Origin of the sequence: Coxiella endosymbiont of Ornithodoros maritimus, from assembly GCF_907164965.1 — a bacterium.
Classification (GTDB): Bacteria; Pseudomonadota; Gammaproteobacteria; order Coxiellales; family Coxiellaceae; genus Coxiella.
Genome location: NZ_CAJRAM010000082.1, coordinates 1 through 18,316 on the forward strand (window position 1 = coordinate 1; position 18,316 = coordinate 18,316).

Consider the following 18,316-nt stretch of genomic DNA (forward strand, 5'->3'; position numbering starts at 1 on the left):
AAAGCCGTGGTAAAAACCAATGAGGATTGTCAACGGGTACAGCGCAGCCGGGGGGGATTTAACGGCGCTGCCGGTTTATGCGAACGGGGAGGGACATTCATCAATTTCATCTGTTTCTGGCAAGTTGTTGGTGTTTATTGGGTTAGTTCCTCCACAACACGCGAGTGAGAATAAGGAGGTCTTGTCGCGGATTAGTAAACGCGGCAATGTGATGTTAAGGACGTTAAGGTAAAACCTGAGGTTGATGAGGCTAATTCATGCGGTGGCTCGGTGAAGCCGCATATACGTTCTTTTCGTCAAAACTGATTGTTGACAACAACCCTGGGGCCATATACGTATAGACCAAAGCAGAATACGGGAAAATAATGATCTCGTCTATCATCCCCGTATTTCACTGCGCTTCATACAGGCTACTTTGCTGCTGGGCCCGTGAGTAAAAGAGGGAGCAGTTTTTTGTTATTTTCAATCTTCCACTTCTTCTCCAGTGACGCCTTCCATTTCCAAAATGCGGCGCAATTGCTGCAGGGCATCTATTTGAATTTGACGAACCCGTTTGCGTGTCAAACCCACCGCTTTACCCACTGCTTCTAGCGTCCCTTTTTTATTTTCGTGCAAGCCAAAACGCAGAATAACGATCTCACGATGGCGTTCATCCAATTGAGCTAACCAACGTTCGATATGATTCTGTAAGTCGACATTTTGAATTAACCTGGCCGGATCGATGTTATTATCATCCGCTAAGGTATCCACTAGCGACTTTTGAGCATTTTCCGAAATCGGCACATCAATGGACGTTGCGCTGGGCGCTAAGTCCATAATACGCCGGATTTCGTGAACGGGCTTATCAATTAAATGTGCGACGTCTTCTGGGGTGGCTTCATGATCAACTTCTTGGGTGAGTTTTTTTGCGGTGCGTAAATAAACGTTTAGTTCTTTAATCATGTGGATCGGCAATCGTACTGTTCGGCTTTGATTCATGATCGCGCGTTCAACAGTTTGACGTATCCACCACGTCGCATAGGTTGAAAAACGAAATCCTCGTTCAGGATCAAATTTTACAACGGCGGTCATGAGTCCTAAATTTCCTTCTTCAATTAAATTGAGAAAAGGTAGCCCACGATTAACATAATGGCGCGCGATTTTTACAACTAAACGTAAATTCGCTTCAATCATTTGTTTCCATGCCTTAGGATCACCTTTATACACACGCCGCGCTATTTTCAATTCCTCCTTAGCATTAATTAGTGGTTGAAACCTCAGCTCCCGTAAATAGATTTTGGCGAGATGTGAGCTACGCGTTTCGCGTCTTTTTTCCATTTTCGCTTTAGTGTTGGTTAGTTCTGTGTCTTCTTTTTCCGTGCTTTCCTTTTTGGTTTTCGCAAAGATTGGGCTGTGGCCGCTCGCCTTAATTGGTTTTTGTGGCGAGATTTTTTAGCAGTCTTTTCAATCTTGCGCTTAGAGGGTTTTTTTATTTTTTTAGTGGTTTTGGTTTTCATAGTTCTGTCGTCCTTAACCCGACTAGCAATACTCGACCGTGTCTATCACCGACACGTTCAATGAAATTCGGATATGATTTCACAACAAGTACCGAAGCGGATTCACTGGCTGGGCATTTCGGCGGATTTCAAAATGAAGCATTACTTGTCCTGAGTTAGTACGCCCCATCTCGGCAATCTTCTGTCCAGCACGAACCCTACTACCTTCCTTGACGAGGATCCGTTTGTTGAACGCATAAGCACTTAAATAAGTATTCGTATGCTTTACAATTATAAGATTACCATAACCTCGTATACCAGCACCACTGTAAACAACAACTCCATCGGAAGTGGCGCGGACCACCTCACCATAATGGCCTGCAATATTGATTCCTTGATTCTCCACCATGCCGACAGAATAATGCCCAATGAGGCGCCCTTTGGCAGGCCATCGCCAATGGACGACGGCCTGCAGCGGCGGGGGAGACTGCCATCTAGGAACCGCCGCAAAACCCGCAGAAACGTCCGCGCCTCGAGGGATTATCGTCATTTGTAAAGTTTGACCTGCTTCAATTCGATAGGGAGGGCTTAAACGATTGGCGGCCGCTAAGGCTCGATAATCCAGGCCGAACGCCCAAGCAATCGAGTAAATGGTATCCCTTTGCTTGACCCGATAAGAACCTAATCGCGCCTTCGGTTGAAGCCAGCCATTGACGACAGGCGCAAAGTTTTTACTTTCTACACAACCGCACAACAGAAAAGCGATAATGATTACAATCAAACAGCGTTTCATCTCACATTTCTAGCCGTTTTACCCAACTCGCCAGTTGGTCAAAAGCCTCGTAATGGGTGAGGTCCGCGCGAAGCGGCGTGATGGATACACAATGGCGATTCATGGCGAAAAAATCGGTGCCTGGACCAGAATCTTGCTCGGGACCCGCCGCACCCACCCAATAAATCGGGTGACCCCGAGGATCAATCTGCCGAATCGTGGACTCAGCCCGATGACGGGTGCCGAGCCGAGTGACCTCAAAGCCTTTTAATGCTTCATAAGGAAGATCCGGCACATTAATATTTAATATCGTGCTCGCTGGCAAAGGGTCTTTTTCAATCCGCTGGATTAATTGATAAACGACCTTGGCTGCTGTTTCGTAGTAACGGAACAATTCGCCGCCCAATGAAACCGCTAGCGCTGGCAATCCCAAAAACCGCCCCTCCATCGCAGCGGCGACCGTGCCGGAATACCAAACATCATCACCTAAGTTAGGACCGGCATTAATTCCTGCAACGACCATATCAGGCATTTCCGGCAATACACCGGTGATCGCTAAATGAACACAGTCCGTCGGGGTGCCCTCCACACTGATCATGCCGTTTTCTAAATTTTTAATATGTAACGGCGCGTTCAAGGTTAATGAGTTACTAGCGCCACTGCGATTGCGATCAGGGGCTACCACATCAACTTCCCCTAAATCCGTCAGTGTTTTCGCCAAAATAGCTAATCCTTTGGCATACACGCCGTCATCATTAGAAAGCAATAATCGTAATTTTGGAGTAGTCGTTTTTTTCATGGAAGAAAGCTTAACACAATACCAATAGAGACGCTCGTCAGCCGTCCTCCAACGAGCAGCCCACGTTTTTTATTTGACGATTTGATAAAATACTTCGCTCTTTTTTATCATTCCTAAATCATTTCGAGCATGTTCTTCAATAGCCTCGGCACCATGCTTTAGATCGTCGATATCTGCCAATAATGCCGTATTGCGGTCTTTTAATTTTTGATTTTCCATTATTTGGTGGTTGATATTTTCATTCAAATAACAGACTGATACAATTCCACCGGAGGCGAACCACAACTGATATTGTAATAAAACGAATAACGCGATGAGAATCGCAATAATTGGCCGCATATCGTTTTACTTCCTGTTAAAAAGAAATGCTTCCTTGCCAGGATATGGGGCTCGATCATTAAGCTCCCGTTCGATTTGCAATAATCGATTATATTTTGCCACACGATCGGAGCGGCACAAAGACCCCGTTTTTATTTGTCTCGCATCGGTCGCCACAGCCAAATCAGCAATGGTCGTATCTTCCGTTTCTCCAGAACGGTGCGAAATAATAACACCGTATTTATTACTTTTCGCTAACCCCACTGTAGCTAATGTCTCAGTGAGCGTTCCAATTTGATTAAGTTTAACCAAAATGGCGTTGGCGATATTTTTTTTAATGCCTTTTTCTAAAATGTTTGGATTCGTGACGAAAATATCGTCGCCTACCAATTGCACTTTATTTTCTAAACGTTCCGTCAATAATTTCCAGCCCGCCCAATCATTTTCTGATAAGCCGTCTTCAATCGAAATAATCGGGTATTTCTTTGTCCATTCAGTCAATTGATCGATCATTTCTTCACTCGTCAATTGATTGTTTTCAAAAATATAACGGCCATTTTGGTAAAGTTCAGAACTAGCTGCATCTAAGGCCAGGTAAATATCTTTTCCAGGAACATAGTTTGCATCTTCAATGGCTTCTAAAATTAATTCAAATGCTGCTTCGTTATTCGGCAAATCGGGAGCAAAACCCCCTTCATAACCAACCGCTGACATTAACCCTCGAAAAACCAAACGTTTTTTTAAAGCGTGGAAAACTTCGGCTCCGTAACGCAATCCCTCAGCAAAGGTCGGCGCACCAACCGAGACAATCATAAATTCTTGAAAATCCAAATTATTAGTAGCATGCGCGCCGCCGTTGATAATATTCATCAGGGGTACAGGCATACTAAAAGGACCGCCGTCGCCTCCTAAATAACGATACAACGGCAAATCCGCATTATTGGCAGCCGCATAAGCCACAGCTAATGAAACACCTAAGATCGCGTTAGCACCTAAATTCGCTTTATTTTCTGTGCCGTCCAATTCAATCATAATGTGATCAATTTCTTCTTGCGAGCGCGGATCTTGCCCGAGCAAGACGTCGCGAATAGGGCCATTGACGTTTTCGACGGCTTGTAAAACACCTTTGCCGCCGTAACGTTCAAGATCATTATCGCGTAATTCAACGGCCTCCCGCTCCCCGGTGGATGCTCCTGACGGCACGGCCGCACAGCCGTAGGCTTGTGAAGACAAGGTGACGCGCACTTCCAGAGTAGGATTACCGCGCGAATCTAAAATTTCATTAGCATTAATATCAGTGATGGTCGCTGTCATAGCGATTACTATAGCACCAAATCTCTCTTTTGATCGAGTGGAATAGCTAATTTTGCGGGTGTTGTTAAGAATGAGGTGATATAAAGGGAGCTGCTTGCCCGCGAATTGGGTGAGGCTTTTGCGCGGACCGTGTTTTTTCCACGGAAATGCGAAAAACTTCATTCAAAGCTTCGCTCTAAAAATCCTGCACTTTTGACTGCCTTATCAAGTTCTTTCAAAGTTTCTAGGAGGGGCTGCATTTTGGCTAGAGGCCAGGAGTTTGGGCTATCGCTTAAAGCCCGATCAGGGTCTGGATGAGTTTCCATAAAAATACCGTCAATACCAGCGGCTGTTGCAGCGCGCGCTAACACGGGCACAAATTCCCGCTGCCCCCCCGAACTTGTGCCGTGCCCGCCCGGCAACTGAACGGAATGAGTGGCGTCGAATATTACGGGACAAGTGGTTTCGCGTAAAATCGCCAATGCACGCATATCTGAAATTAAATTGTTATATCCAAAAGAATAACCGCGCTCACAAACCATAATTTTTTTATTTCCCGTGGCCCACGCTTTGGCGACCACTTGTTTCATTTCCCATGGCGCCAAAAATTGTCCTTTTTTAATATTAACAGGTTTTCCGCAAGCGGCTACGCTGCGGATAAAATTACTTTGGCGGCATAAAAAAGCAGGGGTTTGTAATACGTCAACAACCGCTGCCACTTCTTGCAAAGGGGTATCTTCATGAACGTCGGTTACTATCGGCAACTCGAGTGTTTTTTTAACTTTTTCGAGAATAGCTAACCCTTTCTCGATTCCCGGACCGCGATAACTTAAATGAGAAGAACGATTCGCTTTGTCAAAAGAAGCCTTAAAAATAAAAGGAATATCTAGCTGCCGAGTAATGGACTTTAGTTTGCCAGCCACATCCATCACCAGCGTTTCACTTTCGATGACGCAAGGCCCAGCGATTAAAAACAAGGGGTTGTTTAACCCTATTTCAAAATCCGCAATTTGCATGAGCACACTTTATTGAAGTTACTGGGAGTTGTAAACAGCCACAATTAAACATCCCTAACTTTGAACAGCAGAGAATGCCCTCTTGTCACAAAAAGGATCGGGCTTTCATTAGAGGAAATTCAAGTCCTCGCCCAAGACGACGAGGAATAACGATAGACTTTATTCCGTGCTACTCAGGCCCTAATCTTTTAATTTCAAAGACAGAGTCCAACTTACCCCATTCAACCCTCGAGAAAAACGGAAGCCGATGTGTTTAAACAAAACTCTATTAATTAAGGCTATTCTCATTACCTTCGTCTTTCTTTACCTGAAAAGTTAGGATGATAAATTCAGCATCGGGATATACCTCTTTAAGAATGGTCAATTCGCGAACTACTGCTTCATGTAAAATTGTTTTTCCCTTTGCCAAACTCATCGCTCGGTCCAGCAGTGAATTATCAATATCAAAATAAAAGTGTTTTTTTAAAAAATGATAATTAGTACAACTGAGAAAGCTGTACACCTGGGGTTCGCCTTCTGAATAGAGCGCCGCAGTATCATACCCTTGCTTCCTAAAATCAGCGCGCAATTGACGATTGCTGGATAAGACTAAAACTTGATTATACTTCTTCGTATCGAATTTGGAGCATTCAAGGTCATATTTATAGCCCCTATCTCTGTAAAAAATCACTCCTCCGCTTTAAAGAATAATTGTCTAACACCTGCTTACCATTCAATGAGGTAGAATAATGGCAAGAACTACGCCAAATCAAATTAAAGCGAGGATTTCGAACCCAACATGAATATAAAGAGCTCTCGGTCTCCTTTAAGCGTCAAAAGATCGTTAAGGTTAATGATGAGTAAATTTTGGGGCATAGTTGCATGTTATTATTTATTATAGAGATACACCCATTATCAAGTCACTCAATAATCCTAATTTTGAGTTTGTCGTTCAATGACTAATCGACTTCGCGAGCTCCTGCATTTCTTTCCCAATCTCTTTTAATTCTTTTTCACTCAACATTTCTGCGATCTTTGGGAAAAGCCGTACCTCTTCTTCTGAAGCATGGCGTTCAACGTTATCATTGCATTTAACAAGTTTCTTTTCCACTCCTGGTGTTCGTTCACTGTTTTAATTTTTTGATCATTCTCTAGGCATCTTTTTCTTCAGAAATGAGGTGTTTTATGATTTTATCTAAATTATTAAACTTTTTAAGGGATAGATGCCATAATTTTTGCCCCATGGTTTCATATCGAATAAGCATTGCAGAAAGCGTATCGGATAATTTTCGTTAAGTTTCCTCCCGATGACTTTCATCTTTAATTTCTGAAAATGCGTCTCTAACTGTTTTCATCTTCTTTGCTGAGAAAGTCAATGGCGTCCATAAACTGCCTTCCTTGGTAAGGTTAGGAAATGAGAAAAATAGATTATAATAGCTCTAGTACATAACTGCTAAAAATCAAGTTGAGAATATCACTCAAGGGCAGAAAAATTTGATTATCCACATTGGAAAGAGAAGATTTAAAATTCGTCGATGAATTAAATAATAACCTTTCCATAATGTCTTACTGGTTTGAATAACCCTATAATCCTATAAGGGAGCTCGAAGATCTTCATATAAAACATATCCATGATCAGTCGGAAAGACGATTTATCACTTAAGAATAACAAAGTCGGTCTGGTGGAACTGACGGAAATTGATTTTATCCATCGCCGCTGTGAATTTACTATTATCATTTCCCCGGGCGAAGAAGGCAAAGGCTACAAAACAGAAGCGACTGATCTTACTGTGGAATACGCTTTCAGCATCCTGAACCTTCATAAAATCTATCTTTTAGTAGATGAGGACAAGCGTACCACACTTCATATTTATCGCAAAAGTGGATTTACTGAAGATGGAAAACTCGTTGATGAATACTATAGCAAAGGACTTTACCGCACGGCCATACGAATGTATATTCTCAAAAAATCTTTGTAACTACTTCTTTTTATTCAAATTTGTCGGATTTAAATCAAATAATTTAAACACTTATTTTAATTAATTTGTAAGACTTATTTTTATTTTTTATTCATTGAAATAAAATTCTTGTAGTAATTTCTTGTCATAAGGTATTCTTAAAGTACATAGTGCGCTCCTAAAATTGAAGTTTAGGGGATGCTTTATAAATTTATTCTTATTAAAATCGCCATATTTGATTTCTCTCTTAGTAATTTTAAGAGGTAAAACATGACTATCAAGCCCTTATATTTCATCATCTATGAAGAGTTAAAAGTTACTCTAAATCGGCTGCCAGAGAATCTCTTTCGGAAAGATTTATTAGTAGATAATAGTAGATAAAAAAGGGATTGTTTATTTAGCTTCTGACATTTTCAACGTTCCTGATGAAAGTTTAGAAAAAACAGAGTTACTTTTTAGCGCTAAGACAGCGGGGTCTTTTTATTCAGCCAAAGAAGTTAAAGAAATATATAATCAAGGAAGAGAAGTTCAAGAAAAACTTCTTTACTCTAAAGATTTAGCTGATATCTTAGGAAAATTACCAAACGAACTTCTTGTAAAGAAGCCCTTTCTGAGCTTGTCTGGAATACTATTTACTCAACAAACCGCTCATCCATTTAATGTTGTTAACGCGGAATGCTGCTGAAGAACAATGAAGTAATAAACCAAATTCAGAAATAAGTAATGTCGTACGAAAATTCATTGATAGCTTACAACAAACTTTAAAAAAAGTCTAAACCTCCAATTTATGAATTCCTAAGTCCTTCGAGAAACCAAGGGAAGGGTAGGGAAAAATTAGTTAAGACTCATAAAAAACGATTTAGTTATTTGTTACTAGAAGAACTAGTTAAAACAGAAATGAGTTCAAAAGCGAGTTTAATGAAAAGGAATTTCTGGATAAAATCTGGCGCCTACAGACGGAGCTTTACAATCGAGAGTTGAGAAGTTTGATAGATTCTTGGAACGATTTTTCAATGAATAGCATGATCTGGAGCGTAGCTGTTCCCGCAATTTATGTTATTGCCGGTCATTCATTAACTGAAGAACTCATACAGAGTGTTGGCCCAACAAGAGCAGTTCTTTTAAATGTATTTTTAATTATCTTCTTGTGTGTTTTACCTTTGTTTCTTTGTCGTTGCTTCTTCCACTCTGATAATGGTGATCCACTAGAGAGTTTAAGAAAGGAAATAGGATCGCGTTTAAAGTAGTATGACGAAAATAAGGCATTACTTCTATTCTATAGAAGAGTTTATCTCTAAAATACCTGCAAGAACTAATTGCTTCTTCTCAATGATTTATCAAAGAATTAACTGTCCCTTCTCGAGCGGTTTCTGCTCAATTAAAAGTTGGGTTATCTACTGATTGTGAGCCGAGGTCTGCGGTGGCGGACGCAGAAGAGCATAACTCCTTGCTCTCATTTAATTAGAAGCTTAATACCTTCCTATCACTTTGGGGTGTGAGATTTCATTTTGTTCTACTAAATTAACCGAGGCCTTAATTTTTAATTGCTTTAACTGTCGAAGGCCCGCTGGCTGGGGTTGTCGAGCAATGTAAATGAGACTGTTCGGGGTAGCAACTTTGTAGATCTTAGCTGATCCTCCCCCGTTCATGGTTTGGTAAGCTTTAACTGTTGAAGATTCAAGGCTGGTAAAAGAGGATTGGAAAACGGCAAAAACCGCTAATAAGATTGCGGAAAATACTCTTATAACCCTCATTGGCACCCTCCACTCACAACTTTTAAACTATATCTACATTAATTATAGAACTTTTAGTCCGATTTTTCCTGCGAATGGACTGCCAAAACAGCTTTTTTGGCCCCTTTTGCTGCCAAACCGGCTTTAATGAAGCCAATAAAAAGAGGATGGCCTTTTCGCGGCGTGGATGTAAATTCGGGATGGAATTGACAACCGACAAACCAGGGATGATCAGCAAGCTCGATCATTTCCACCAAGCGGTCATCAATGGAGCGACCTGAAATCACAAGCCCCTTTTTTTCCAGCTCTCCAATCAAGTTGTTGTTAACCTCGTAACGGTGGCGATGGCGTTCAATCACTTTATCTTCGCCATAAAGTCGGCTTGCCAGCGAGTCCAGCTTTAGCCGACAAGGCTGCCCCCCTAACCGCATTGTCCCTCCTAAGTTGTCTCCCCCTTTTCGTTTTTCAATGATCCCTCCTTTTCCCATCCATTCGCTGACTAGCGCAACCACAGAAAAGGGGGTTTTCGGATCGAACTCCGTGCTATTGGCGTGCCTCATTTGGGCTTTATGCCGAGCAAATTCAATTATGGCAATCTGCATTCCCAAACAAATACCGAGATAAGGGATGCCATTTTCGCGGGCATATTGCGCTGCTAAAATTTTTCCTTCGATGCCTCGAGAACCAAATCCTCCCGGTACTAAAATCGCATCGACTTCCTCTAATAGTTCCGTACCATGCAATTCAATCGCTTCTGAATCCATGTATTCAATCACCACCCGCGTCTCTGTGTGTATCCCGGCGTGAATTAAGGCTTCGCTTAATGATTTATAAGAATCTTCAAGATCCACGTATTTCCCAACCACTGCAACGGTCACCGTATGGCGAGGATTTTTCTGAGCTTGGACCACCTTTTTCCAATCATCCAGATCAGCCGCTGTTGTTTCAATATTTAATTTTTCGCAGACGCGATTCCCCAAACCTTGGTCACGTAAAATTAACGGGATTTCGTAAATGGATTTCACATCCGATAAGGAAATCACACTCGGCTCAGGAACGTTGGTAAATAAACCAATTTTCGCCCGTTCAGCCTGGGGTAAGGGCTTTTCTGAGCGACAAACCAAAATATCGGGTTGAATACCGATGGAACGCAATTCTTTTACGGAGTGCTGCGTCGGTTTTGTTTTAATTTCCCCCGCGACAGCTACGTAAGGAACGAGGGTTAGGTGAATAAACAAGGTCTGCTGATCACCAAGCTCAATACGCATCTGGCGAATTGCTTCTAGAAAAGGTAAAGATTCGATGTCTCCGACCGTGCCACCAATTTCAACGAGGGTGACATCAGCGCCGTCCGCCCCTTCCCGGATCTTCAGCTTGATCTCATCGGTAATATGAGGAATGACCTGGATAGTCCCCCCCAAATAATTCCCACGCCTTTCCTTACAGATTACATCAGCATACACACGGCCCGTAGTGAAATTGTTTTTTCGAGTCATGGTTGCATTCACAAAGCGCTCGTAATGACCCAAATCCAGATCGGTTTCTGTCCCGTCCTCGGTGACAAACACTTCGCCGTGCTGAAAAGGACTCATGGTTCCAGGATCAACGTTGATGTACGGATCAAGCTTAAGGAGCGTGACCGTGAGGCCTTGCGCTTCAAGGATGGCCCCTAATGAGGCAGATGTGATGCCCTTCCCCAAGGAAGAAACCACCCCACCGGTGATGAAAATATATCGTGTCATAAGGCCGCCCGTTTTTTACATTAAAAACGGGATATTATTTTAACAAAAGGAAGGGCGGGTGAGAACAGTATTTCAACAAAAAAAATGAATTGCTGTTTAGACAACCTCCAATTGACCTGATGTACTGTGAATTGATTGGGCACAAAAGCCAGTCGTGTCCAAATATTCCTTAATGTTTTGTTCTCAAGGGATCTTTAGTATTAAAAAAATAGCAATTTAAAAAATTTATCAATTTATTTTTGAAAAAAATTAAATGCAAAAAATAAAATTTGTTTCCTTTGAACCAATCAACTTAAAAAATATTTTTACACTATAAATTTAAATCTTTAAGAAAATATTATTTTATTTTTTAAATAAATTTATTGACACTATGATTTTATCAAGTGCAATTTTAAAAAAGAAGTAGTTTTTTAATAGAGGAGCTAATAATTTTAATCACCTCAGAAAAATTAACAAAGCCACCTTCGCTTCCAGCAATAAGTGATAAGAGATATGAATTAAAAAAGTTTTATATTGCTTAACAACTTATGCAGATCTATGTAAATATTCAAAAGAAGAAAGTAATGGGACAAAGTCTACCCAAAAGAGTTTGATTTTATTGAACTTTTAGTTAAAGAAATGGATACTCCTTAATCGAAAAAACTGAACTTATTAGAAAAGTTAAAAATATTGGAAGATCTAAAAAAAAGACAATAGCCTTATATGGATTTATTTAAAAAGCAGACTTAACAAACACTCATTATTATAATCTTAATGGGGTTTATTTCGTCTTGACATAGATATTTCTAAGACTCAAAGAAATTTTATTGAAACTATTTTAGCACCGTTGAAAGAACGTATTGAACATTTTAAATTTTCTCAACGAAATTCCTACCTTCTAAATAATTTAAAAACTATCTATAAAGAAATATTAAAATTCAATGATATGTCAATTAAGGACAGAAATCTTTACAAAAATATAATCGAATTAAATCTTGTTGATTTTCTTTCTGATTTTTTTGGCTTGGTAAAAATTCTTACGGACAAAAAACTCCCTATCCACCGAAAGGAAGCAGAACTTTATAGATTTGAAGAAAATTGGACACAGAAAATGCTCCTCAGTTTAATTTAAAAATACTAAAAATAAATAAATTTCTAAATTAACCGAAATAGTCTTAAATATTATAGGTAAATTGAAAAATTTCATACACAAGCAAAAAACAAAGACACAAAATATCACCTTGATCATTTGTATTTACGCTTCTTTAGCGTCGCTACAACTTGTTATCAAGAAGGAAAATCAGTCAATGATCCTTTAGCCCACAGAATTAAAATTAAACAAACTATTTCCCGTAGAAAAGAAAATGTCATTTGAGTTTAAAACTATAAGAAAAAAGTAAAATTTTTGTGTGAAAAACAAAATAGATTTGACAACGAGTTATTAAATTTTCCTCCGCAATAGGTTTTGTTCACTATTAGCGCGAATTATAACATGCCAAAAATTAAGCTAACCAGTATATGTGCGACTATTCAAGAGCTTGCTATTCGTTGGAAAACCCATAAAAAATCTTTAAATATCTATCTTAATAAAATAAAGTATTTGTTTAAAAAAATTCTTGAGATCAATATACATGAAAAAACTTTAAAAAAAATTCATTATCTTTTTAAATTTTATAGAAAAATTAGTTAGTAAAATTTTTTTTATCAGTAAAGAATGTCTTGGAGTTAGTTTTCCGCCCTGATAATAACAGGCGAGTTATCTTTGAATCGCTTCAGAAATTAGACTTAACGAAACAGTTAATAAGTCTCATTCCCGGGGGTTCTGAGAAAATCACAACAAACCTATTGGCGGTCGTACCAAAAATTATCGCTTTAATGAGGGAAGCATTCGATCGAGATTGGAGAGAAGCACAAATTTATTTAGAACTCCTCAATATGCTTATTCCACTGATACGGGCAGAGAACACTACACAAGAGGAAGATTTAACTAACTATTTAATCAATCCACTCTACTTAATCATCGCTCACATAAACACGAAATCAAAAAAAACAGATAAAATTTTTATTGATGAGTTAAAAAGTACATTAGTGTAGCTTTAATAAGGTTATTAAGCGCTAAAATTAAACTTTCATATAAGAAAATATATTTAATTATAAATCAACTGAAAGAAATTAATGTAGTTCCTTCTATAATCAATAAATGGAAATTAATACCACTCTTTATATTTAACTTGGCTTTCCAAAACCTAATTACTGAGAAAATAGAGAAAATTTTAGTTAATGACAATGCTAGACTTTTTTCTACAGAAGTGTTTTTTTCAACTAAAGAATTAAGCTCACAAGTTTTCGCATTCATTATTAAATTGGCATTTCTAACTTATATGACCGAAGCAGAACCAACTATTTGCCAGCTTCTTTTTAAAGATTCCTTTGAAAAACTGCAAAAAAAAACCGACTGGTTGGAATTTGTCTTGATTCATTTGGATAATACTGCACAGATTAAAGATATATTAAATTTAAATTACTCAGATTTACTTTTACTGTTTAAAAGTAAATCGAGTTTAATAAATTTAGAAAATTTAAAACTAATTTTTAGGGAGTGCAGATGAGCAGCTCACCAAACAGCTGAATTTTTGATGCTGAGTGTTTCCAGCTTTGCCCCTGTTTTGTATCATCTGATGGAACAAGAAACTATTGATGAAAACCTAACTAGAGCTTTTTATTCCTCAGAACTAGAAAGCGCTCTGTTTAATTACATAAAAACCCTTGAAACTTCTCAACAGAAAAAACTATAAAACTTTTTTGAACCAACCTCTCCTTTCAATCATTTTTTAGTGCCTCTACAAAATGAAGAATTAAAGAAAATTTCCACTCCAAATAATCAATCTATTGATGAAGAGGAGGAAGAACAAGAATTCGATGAAGATTTTGATGAAGAAGGCGACCTGGATCTTCCTCCGCCACCTACTGATTTTGAAAATTTTAAGGCCTTCGATTTTGAAAAAATAGAAGTACAACTCTATTTAATTTTTGATCGGCTCAGCATGTAATTTAATTCCTTTGAAAAATAGATCCATTTTACCAAGCATTTTTAGATATTAAAGAAGCTGTGAATCAATTTTTAACCGATAAAGATGTTTCATGGTATAAGGGAGACGAATTTTGTCAAGCTTTTAGAAGTAGCTACACTGGAGGATCCGTGGATGGGACATCGGAATACCAGAAGGAGGAGAAAGCCGATAAAGTCTTTATGCTTTTTCCAATAGTCGCAATCTAAATGAAGTAGCGGTGGATAATCATATAAAAAAGTTCTCAGCACATTATTCGTAATTTCCTATGGGAACTTAAATGTGGCGTATTCCCAGTGATCGCTGACAATGACACTATTGTGATAAACCAATTGATATAAAGGGATACTGTATTTAGGAGAAAAATAAATTGTGGCAATCGTCAGTTTTAATGGAGTTAATTTAGTATAACGGGGAGGAATTCCCAAGGGGGGGCAAAATATTTTCCCGTATAATAGGGGGTTTTTATGACGGCGTATGTCAGCGTCCCAAATTCCGGCGGCAACATCGCTATGGCCAAAAGCGATGACGCTAGCACTTAGCCATCTCCATCCTCTGTGACAATGACTAAGTGGCGCTGTTACGCGATATAGCGCATGCGATGAGCGTTAGAAAACTCATTATATAATTTGCCCGCCCAATCGGTATCAAAAAACCACCAATTAAACGGGACTTGATAATTATTCAATGTCTCTTGAAGCCGATATTTCACTTCTGATATCGCAAAACTGGAATTTAAAGTCTCCCCTATATGTTCAAGAAACCTTAAAGAGGCTTATCGTCTTGATTAATGATCGTATCATTTTAATAAAGAACCGAATTATGTTGGAATAATGCTGTTGGTATTTCAAGTTCACTCAAAAGCTTAATCGAATTGTAAGAATCATAAGGTGCAATGGGATAACTAGCTTTTATGGCTTGTTGGATAACATTTTGATGTAATATCCCTAATGAGCGATCATCAAACCCGAACCACGCACGACGAAAGTCTATCGATTTTAATTGTTGTAACATCCATAACAAAACCCCATTGCCACATTCTGAAACTGATTTAATTGCCTTGGCAAAAACAGATTGAATCAAATTTTTATTAAGGTCAATTTTTTCTATCGGAGAAAGCGATCTGACACCTTTTTTAGTAGCGAAACGGCTTTTAGATTCAATTGCACTCCCGAAAATTGCGATTGCTTATAAAGAGAATGATCTTCAATTAAACAACTCATGAGTTGTTCAAATTCATACTTATCCCAACGAGCCACCCACGATTGTGCTCCTAAGCGTTTTATCACATCGTTATGACATTTTATTTTCCTTATATCAGCGAGGTATTTAACTGCGTTAGAAGAAGAATTTGAAATATTAGTTGATATTATCTGTGATAATAACTGCCAGTTAACGTTAGCGGCGCCTACGGTTTCATCGCCCCATAAATAAATGGCGCTCCATATAGCTTTTGAATATCAGGAACTTTGGCTTGCTTCTGGTCGAACGTGACAAATTGATCTTTTTGTTTTTATCCGCTAAGTAAGTTTTCGCAATAGCCGTAACTGTAGGCTTGGAAATTACTATGTGGTAAGAGAAACGCTGAGCCCTATTAAGCGAATTAAGATCGGGCGCAATAATAGAGTAATAATTTATTGTTTTGTTTACCGTACCAGAATTGTTTATTATAGATATCATTTTAATATAAATAGTCAAAAATTTTGGGTAGATAGCTCCCAAGAATTGTATCGACAATCCTGCAGTACCTTCCTGCTTATCAGTAATGCCAAAATTATTAACCAAATACAAAATTATTAACCAAATATTTTAAGCAAGTTTTATACGCTGTCGGAATAGCTTTGCCTTGGCCCATAATGGGAAGCACCAACGTTTGGGCTCCTGCACTGACAATAGGGAAGGCGACGGATTTTTGGGAAATAGTCGAAAAATCGGCAAGGAGGTTGCCATCCGGCTGAAAAGCGAAATGGATACCAACGTCGTTCCGCCGAAAGCCCAGAGAATTAGGGGTGCCTTTCACTCGATGGAGAGGATTATTCGATTGAGGAGCGGAAACGACTGTATAATCATAAGTTACCACGAATGTTTCTGGTGAAATATAAAAACAATTTTTTAATTCGACTAACATAAAGGCACTCTGCCTGAACGGGAAAATCCTAAGGACGGTAAAACTAAGATTAGTAATATAAAAGATAATTTTTTTCATTTAAACCCCCTAAGCTACTGGTAAGGTGACCCCTTTCTGCCCCTGATATTTTCCTCCGCGGTCTTTATAAGAAATATCACAAACTTCGTCGGACTCTAAAAACAACATTTGTGCAACGCCTTCGTTCGCATAAATTTTAGCCGGCAAGTTCGTGGTATTTGAAAATTCGAGCGTTACATGTCCTTCCCATTCGGGTTCGAGTGGTGTTACATTTACAATAATACCACACCGCGCGTACGTCGATTTGCCTAAACAAATCGTCAAGATATTCCGAGGGATTTTAAAATATTCTACCGTTCGCGCTAAGACAAATGAGTTCGGAGGTATGATACAGACATTGGCCTTTAAATCAATAAATCCATTAGGATCAAAATTTTTAGGGTCAACGATAGAAGCGTTAATATTCGTAAAAACTTTAAATTCATCCACACAACGCACATCATAGCCGTAACTGGACGTTCCATAGGAAATTACTTTTCCGCTCGGCGTTTCACGCACCTGTTTGGGCTCGAACGGATAAATTAGTTGGTGGGATTCTGCCATGCGACGAATCCATTTATCGGATTTAATCGGCATTATTTTCCTTCTTCGACGACGATAGTTGGAAATTTTCCGGCATAATTAATGGGCTGTAATGTCAATTGCTCGACTAAAGCAAATGCGATAGTGCGATAATGTGACGCAAGCTTGCTCTCGGGTTCTGCCATCACGAGAGGCGTGCCGGCGTCGGCGTTTTTACGGATGGCAATGTGCAACGGTAACCGACCTAATAAAGGGACGTTATCGGCCACTGCCATGGATTCACCGCCGCCGCTGCCAAAAATAGCTTCGGTGTGACCGCACTTGGGACATGTGTACATTGCCATATTTTCAACAATTCCGAGCACAGTAATTCCTAGTTTTTTAAACATCGTAAGCGCCTTGCCCGCATCCAGTAAAGAAACGTCCTGCGGAGTAGTGACGATCAGCGCCCCCGCAATAGGGATTTTTTTCGCTAACGTTAGCGAAATATCCCCCGTTCCAGGCGGCAAATCCAAAATCAGAAAATCCAGATCTTCCCACAGCGTATCGTAAAGCAATTGTTGCAACGCCTGGCTGACCATCGGGCCTCGCCAAATTACAGGGGTTTTGGGATCGATCAAATAACCCACCGAGATGGATTGAATGCCATACTTGCGAATCGGCATAAATTTCTTTGCCTGCATTTCAGGCTTTTTCTGTACTCCAAGCATTAACGGTTGGTTCGGTCCATGGATATCCGCATCCAGCAAGCCCACTTCGGCCCCTGCTTCAGCCAATGCTAATGCAAGATTAACAGCAGTCGTCGACTTCCCAACACCACCCTTACCAGAGGCCACGGCGATAACATTTTTAATCGCCGGCATCCCCTTCTGACCAGTCTGTACGGCCCGAGCCGCGATAGCACGCTTTTTTAATTGATCGTAAATAGTTTGATATGGCATGATAATAAAATGAGTTTCGTTAAAACGCGTCATTTTACCACAAGTTTGGGCATATCATTACCCAAGGGGTAAGACTAAGAAACTTAAAGCCAGCCATCTTCCCGCGAGGCTTTCTGTTGTATTATTGAAGAATACAAAAACGCTTGCAGCCAAGTCGGGCCATGTGAAGGACTAAGAAAACACTGATGCTCCTTTCCTCATCATTAGCCTGGATCAACTATGTTTGAATCGCTGTGATAAGTAGAAAAACTGGATAATAAATATCCATTTTACATACCTTATTCACAGCGATACAGCTAAGCCCCTCCTTAAAGAGGGCGTTATAATGCGCCAACATAGAGTTTCTATTTTTAAAAAAAGGAGCAGGGCCATGAAAGATATTAAAATACTTGGTGTTGGTATTTATTGCAAAAGGGGTTTTTCAACTGTGTGGGATTGATGAGTGGGGTAAGGTGATCCACACGAGAGGGGTTAGGCGCTCAATATGTGCCCACTGTGGCAAGGCCTTAAGGTGG

Annotated in this window: 15 protein-coding genes and 8 pseudogenes; 7 read left to right on the plus strand and 16 right to left on the minus strand. The window is 39.6% G+C overall.

Annotation, left to right across the window (positions count from 1 at the left end):
• Positions 1-226, plus strand: a pseudogene (locus OWO34_RS07505) (transposase); the annotation flags it as partial.
• A 236-nt stretch (positions 227-462) separates the two neighbouring features.
• On the opposite strand, the pseudogene rpoS reads toward OWO34_RS07505, so the two are convergent.
• The 9 genes and pseudogenes from rpoS to OWO34_RS07545 all read right to left on the minus strand — a co-directional run bounded on the left by rpoS (position 463) and on the right by OWO34_RS07545 (position 7,038).
• Positions 463-1,496: pseudogene (rpoS, locus tag OWO34_RS07510) on the minus strand (RNA polymerase sigma factor RpoS).
• Between the two features lie 79 nt (positions 1,497-1,575).
• Entirely contained in the window at positions 1,576-2,268 is a 693-nt protein-coding gene (locus tag OWO34_RS07515) for a peptidoglycan DD-metalloendopeptidase family protein (RefSeq protein ID WP_267257078.1), read from the minus strand.
• A gap of 1 nt (position 2,269) precedes the next feature.
• Positions 2,270-3,046 (minus strand): 5'/3'-nucleotidase SurE, encoded by a 777-nt coding sequence (gene surE / locus OWO34_RS07520; protein ID WP_267257079.1) that lies wholly within the window; start codon positions 3,044-3,046, stop codon positions 2,270-2,272.
• A gap of 69 nt (positions 3,047-3,115) precedes the next feature.
• Positions 3,116-3,385: a cell division protein FtsB gene (gene ftsB, locus OWO34_RS07525; RefSeq protein ID WP_267257080.1), complete on the minus strand. Its 270-nt coding sequence runs from the start codon at positions 3,383-3,385 to the stop codon at positions 3,116-3,118.
• Positions 3,386-3,391: 6 nt separating this feature from the next.
• The gene (gene eno, locus OWO34_RS07530; RefSeq protein WP_267257081.1) at positions 3,392-4,678 is read right to left on the minus strand and encodes a phosphopyruvate hydratase; all 1,287 of its coding nucleotides are present in this window, start codon (positions 4,676-4,678) and stop codon (positions 3,392-3,394) included.
• Between the two features lie 158 nt (positions 4,679-4,836).
• On the minus strand, positions 4,837-5,679 hold the full coding sequence (kdsA, locus tag OWO34_RS07535) for a 3-deoxy-8-phosphooctulonate synthase (RefSeq protein ID WP_267257082.1): 843 nt from the start codon (positions 5,677-5,679) through the stop codon (positions 4,837-4,839).
• Between the two features lie 222 nt (positions 5,680-5,901).
• Positions 5,902-6,440: pseudogene (locus OWO34_RS07540) on the minus strand (CBU_1676 family Dot/Icm T4SS effector); the annotation flags it as partial.
• 16 nt (positions 6,441-6,456) lie between these two features.
• Positions 6,457-6,528: pseudogene (locus tag OWO34_RS09910) on the minus strand (hypothetical protein); the annotation flags it as partial.
• A 76-nt stretch (positions 6,529-6,604) separates the two neighbouring features.
• Positions 6,605-7,038: pseudogene (locus OWO34_RS07545) on the minus strand (hemerythrin domain-containing protein).
• 121 nt (positions 7,039-7,159) lie between these two features.
• Between OWO34_RS07545 and OWO34_RS07550 the strand changes: the two are divergent.
• A pseudogene (locus tag OWO34_RS07550) lies at positions 7,160-7,631 on the plus strand (GNAT family N-acetyltransferase).
• A 1,448-nt stretch (positions 7,632-9,079) separates the two neighbouring features.
• On the opposite strand, the gene OWO34_RS07555 reads toward OWO34_RS07550, so the two are convergent.
• Both OWO34_RS07555 and OWO34_RS07560 read right to left on the minus strand, forming a co-directional pair.
• Positions 9,080-9,364, minus strand: a complete 285-nt coding sequence (locus tag OWO34_RS07555; protein ID WP_267257083.1) for a hypothetical protein — start codon at positions 9,362-9,364, stop codon at positions 9,080-9,082.
• A 53-nt stretch (positions 9,365-9,417) separates the two neighbouring features.
• Complete coding sequence (locus tag OWO34_RS07560; RefSeq protein ID WP_267257084.1) at positions 9,418-11,085, minus strand: CTP synthase; 1,668 nt, start codon at positions 11,083-11,085, stop codon at positions 9,418-9,420.
• Between the two features lie 826 nt (positions 11,086-11,911).
• On the opposite strand from OWO34_RS07560, the gene OWO34_RS07565 reads away from it, so the two are divergent.
• The 4 genes from OWO34_RS07565 (at position 11,912) to OWO34_RS07580 (ending at position 14,114) form a co-directional block, all read left to right on the plus strand.
• A complete protein-coding gene (locus OWO34_RS07565; RefSeq protein ID WP_267257085.1) occupies positions 11,912-12,196 on the plus strand; it encodes a hypothetical protein in 285 nt (94 codons plus the stop codon).
• Positions 12,197-12,783: 587 nt separating this feature from the next.
• Positions 12,784-13,158 carry a hypothetical protein gene (locus OWO34_RS07570; RefSeq protein WP_267257086.1) on the plus strand — a complete coding sequence of 125 codons (375 nt, stop codon included), beginning with the start codon at positions 12,784-12,786 and terminating at the stop codon, positions 13,156-13,158.
• A 137-nt stretch (positions 13,159-13,295) separates the two neighbouring features.
• Entirely contained in the window at positions 13,296-13,673 is a 378-nt protein-coding gene (locus OWO34_RS07575) for a hypothetical protein (RefSeq protein ID WP_267257087.1), read from the plus strand.
• Positions 13,674-13,898: 225 nt separating this feature from the next.
• On the plus strand, positions 13,899-14,114 hold the full coding sequence (locus OWO34_RS07580; RefSeq protein WP_267257088.1) for a hypothetical protein: 216 nt from the start codon (positions 13,899-13,901) through the stop codon (positions 14,112-14,114).
• Between the two features lie 284 nt (positions 14,115-14,398).
• Here the strand turns inward: OWO34_RS07580 and OWO34_RS09915 are convergent.
• The 5 genes and pseudogenes from OWO34_RS09915 to apbC all read right to left on the minus strand — a co-directional run.
• Positions 14,399-14,662, minus strand: a pseudogene (locus OWO34_RS09915) (glycoside hydrolase); the annotation flags it as partial.
• A gap of 274 nt (positions 14,663-14,936) precedes the next feature.
• Positions 14,937-15,215: a glycoside hydrolase gene (locus OWO34_RS07585; RefSeq protein ID WP_267257089.1), complete on the minus strand. Its 279-nt coding sequence runs from the start codon at positions 15,213-15,215 to the stop codon at positions 14,937-14,939.
• Positions 15,216-15,909: 694 nt separating this feature from the next.
• Complete coding sequence (locus OWO34_RS07590; protein WP_267257090.1) at positions 15,910-16,260, minus strand: hypothetical protein; 351 nt, start codon at positions 16,258-16,260, stop codon at positions 15,910-15,912.
• Positions 16,261-16,347: 87 nt separating this feature from the next.
• Positions 16,348-16,914: a dCTP deaminase gene (gene dcd / locus OWO34_RS07595; protein WP_267257091.1), complete on the minus strand. Its 567-nt coding sequence runs from the start codon at positions 16,912-16,914 to the stop codon at positions 16,348-16,350.
• Complete coding sequence (apbC, locus tag OWO34_RS07600) at positions 16,914-17,834, minus strand: iron-sulfur cluster carrier protein ApbC (protein WP_267257092.1); 921 nt, start codon at positions 17,832-17,834, stop codon at positions 16,914-16,916. The genes dcd and apbC overlap by 1 nt, the downstream gene beginning before the upstream one ends.
• Positions 17,835-18,171: 337 nt before the next feature.
• Here apbC and OWO34_RS07605 point away from each other — a divergent pair.
• Positions 18,172-18,302, plus strand: a pseudogene (locus tag OWO34_RS07605) (IS110 family transposase); the annotation flags it as partial.
• Positions 18,303-18,316: the final 14 nt, after the last annotated feature.

Coding starts and splice junctions, on each gene's coding strand:
- OWO34_RS07555 (WP_267257083.1), bottom strand. CDS start 9,364: ATGAGGGTTATAAGAGTATTTTCCGCAATCTTATTAGCGGTTTTTGCC.
- eno (WP_267257081.1), bottom strand. CDS start 4,678: ATGACAGCGACCATCACTGATATTAATGCTAATGAAATTTTAGATTCG.
- apbC (WP_267257092.1), bottom strand. CDS start 17,834: ATGACGCGTTTTAACGAAACTCATTTTATTATCATGCCATATCAAACT.
- OWO34_RS07560 (WP_267257084.1), bottom strand. CDS start 11,085: ATGACACGATATATTTTCATCACCGGTGGGGTGGTTTCTTCCTTGGGG.
- OWO34_RS07515 (WP_267257078.1), bottom strand. CDS start 2,268: ATGAAACGCTGTTTGATTGTAATCATTATCGCTTTTCTGTTGTGCGGT.
- ftsB (WP_267257080.1), bottom strand. CDS start 3,385: ATGCGGCCAATTATTGCGATTCTCATCGCGTTATTCGTTTTATTACAA.
- surE (WP_267257079.1), bottom strand. CDS start 3,046: ATGAAAAAAACGACTACTCCAAAATTACGATTATTGCTTTCTAATGAT.
- OWO34_RS07590 (WP_267257090.1), bottom strand. CDS start 16,260: ATGTTAGTCGAATTAAAAAATTGTTTTTATATTTCACCAGAAACATTC.
- dcd (WP_267257091.1), bottom strand. CDS start 16,914: ATGCCGATTAAATCCGATAAATGGATTCGTCGCATGGCAGAATCCCAC.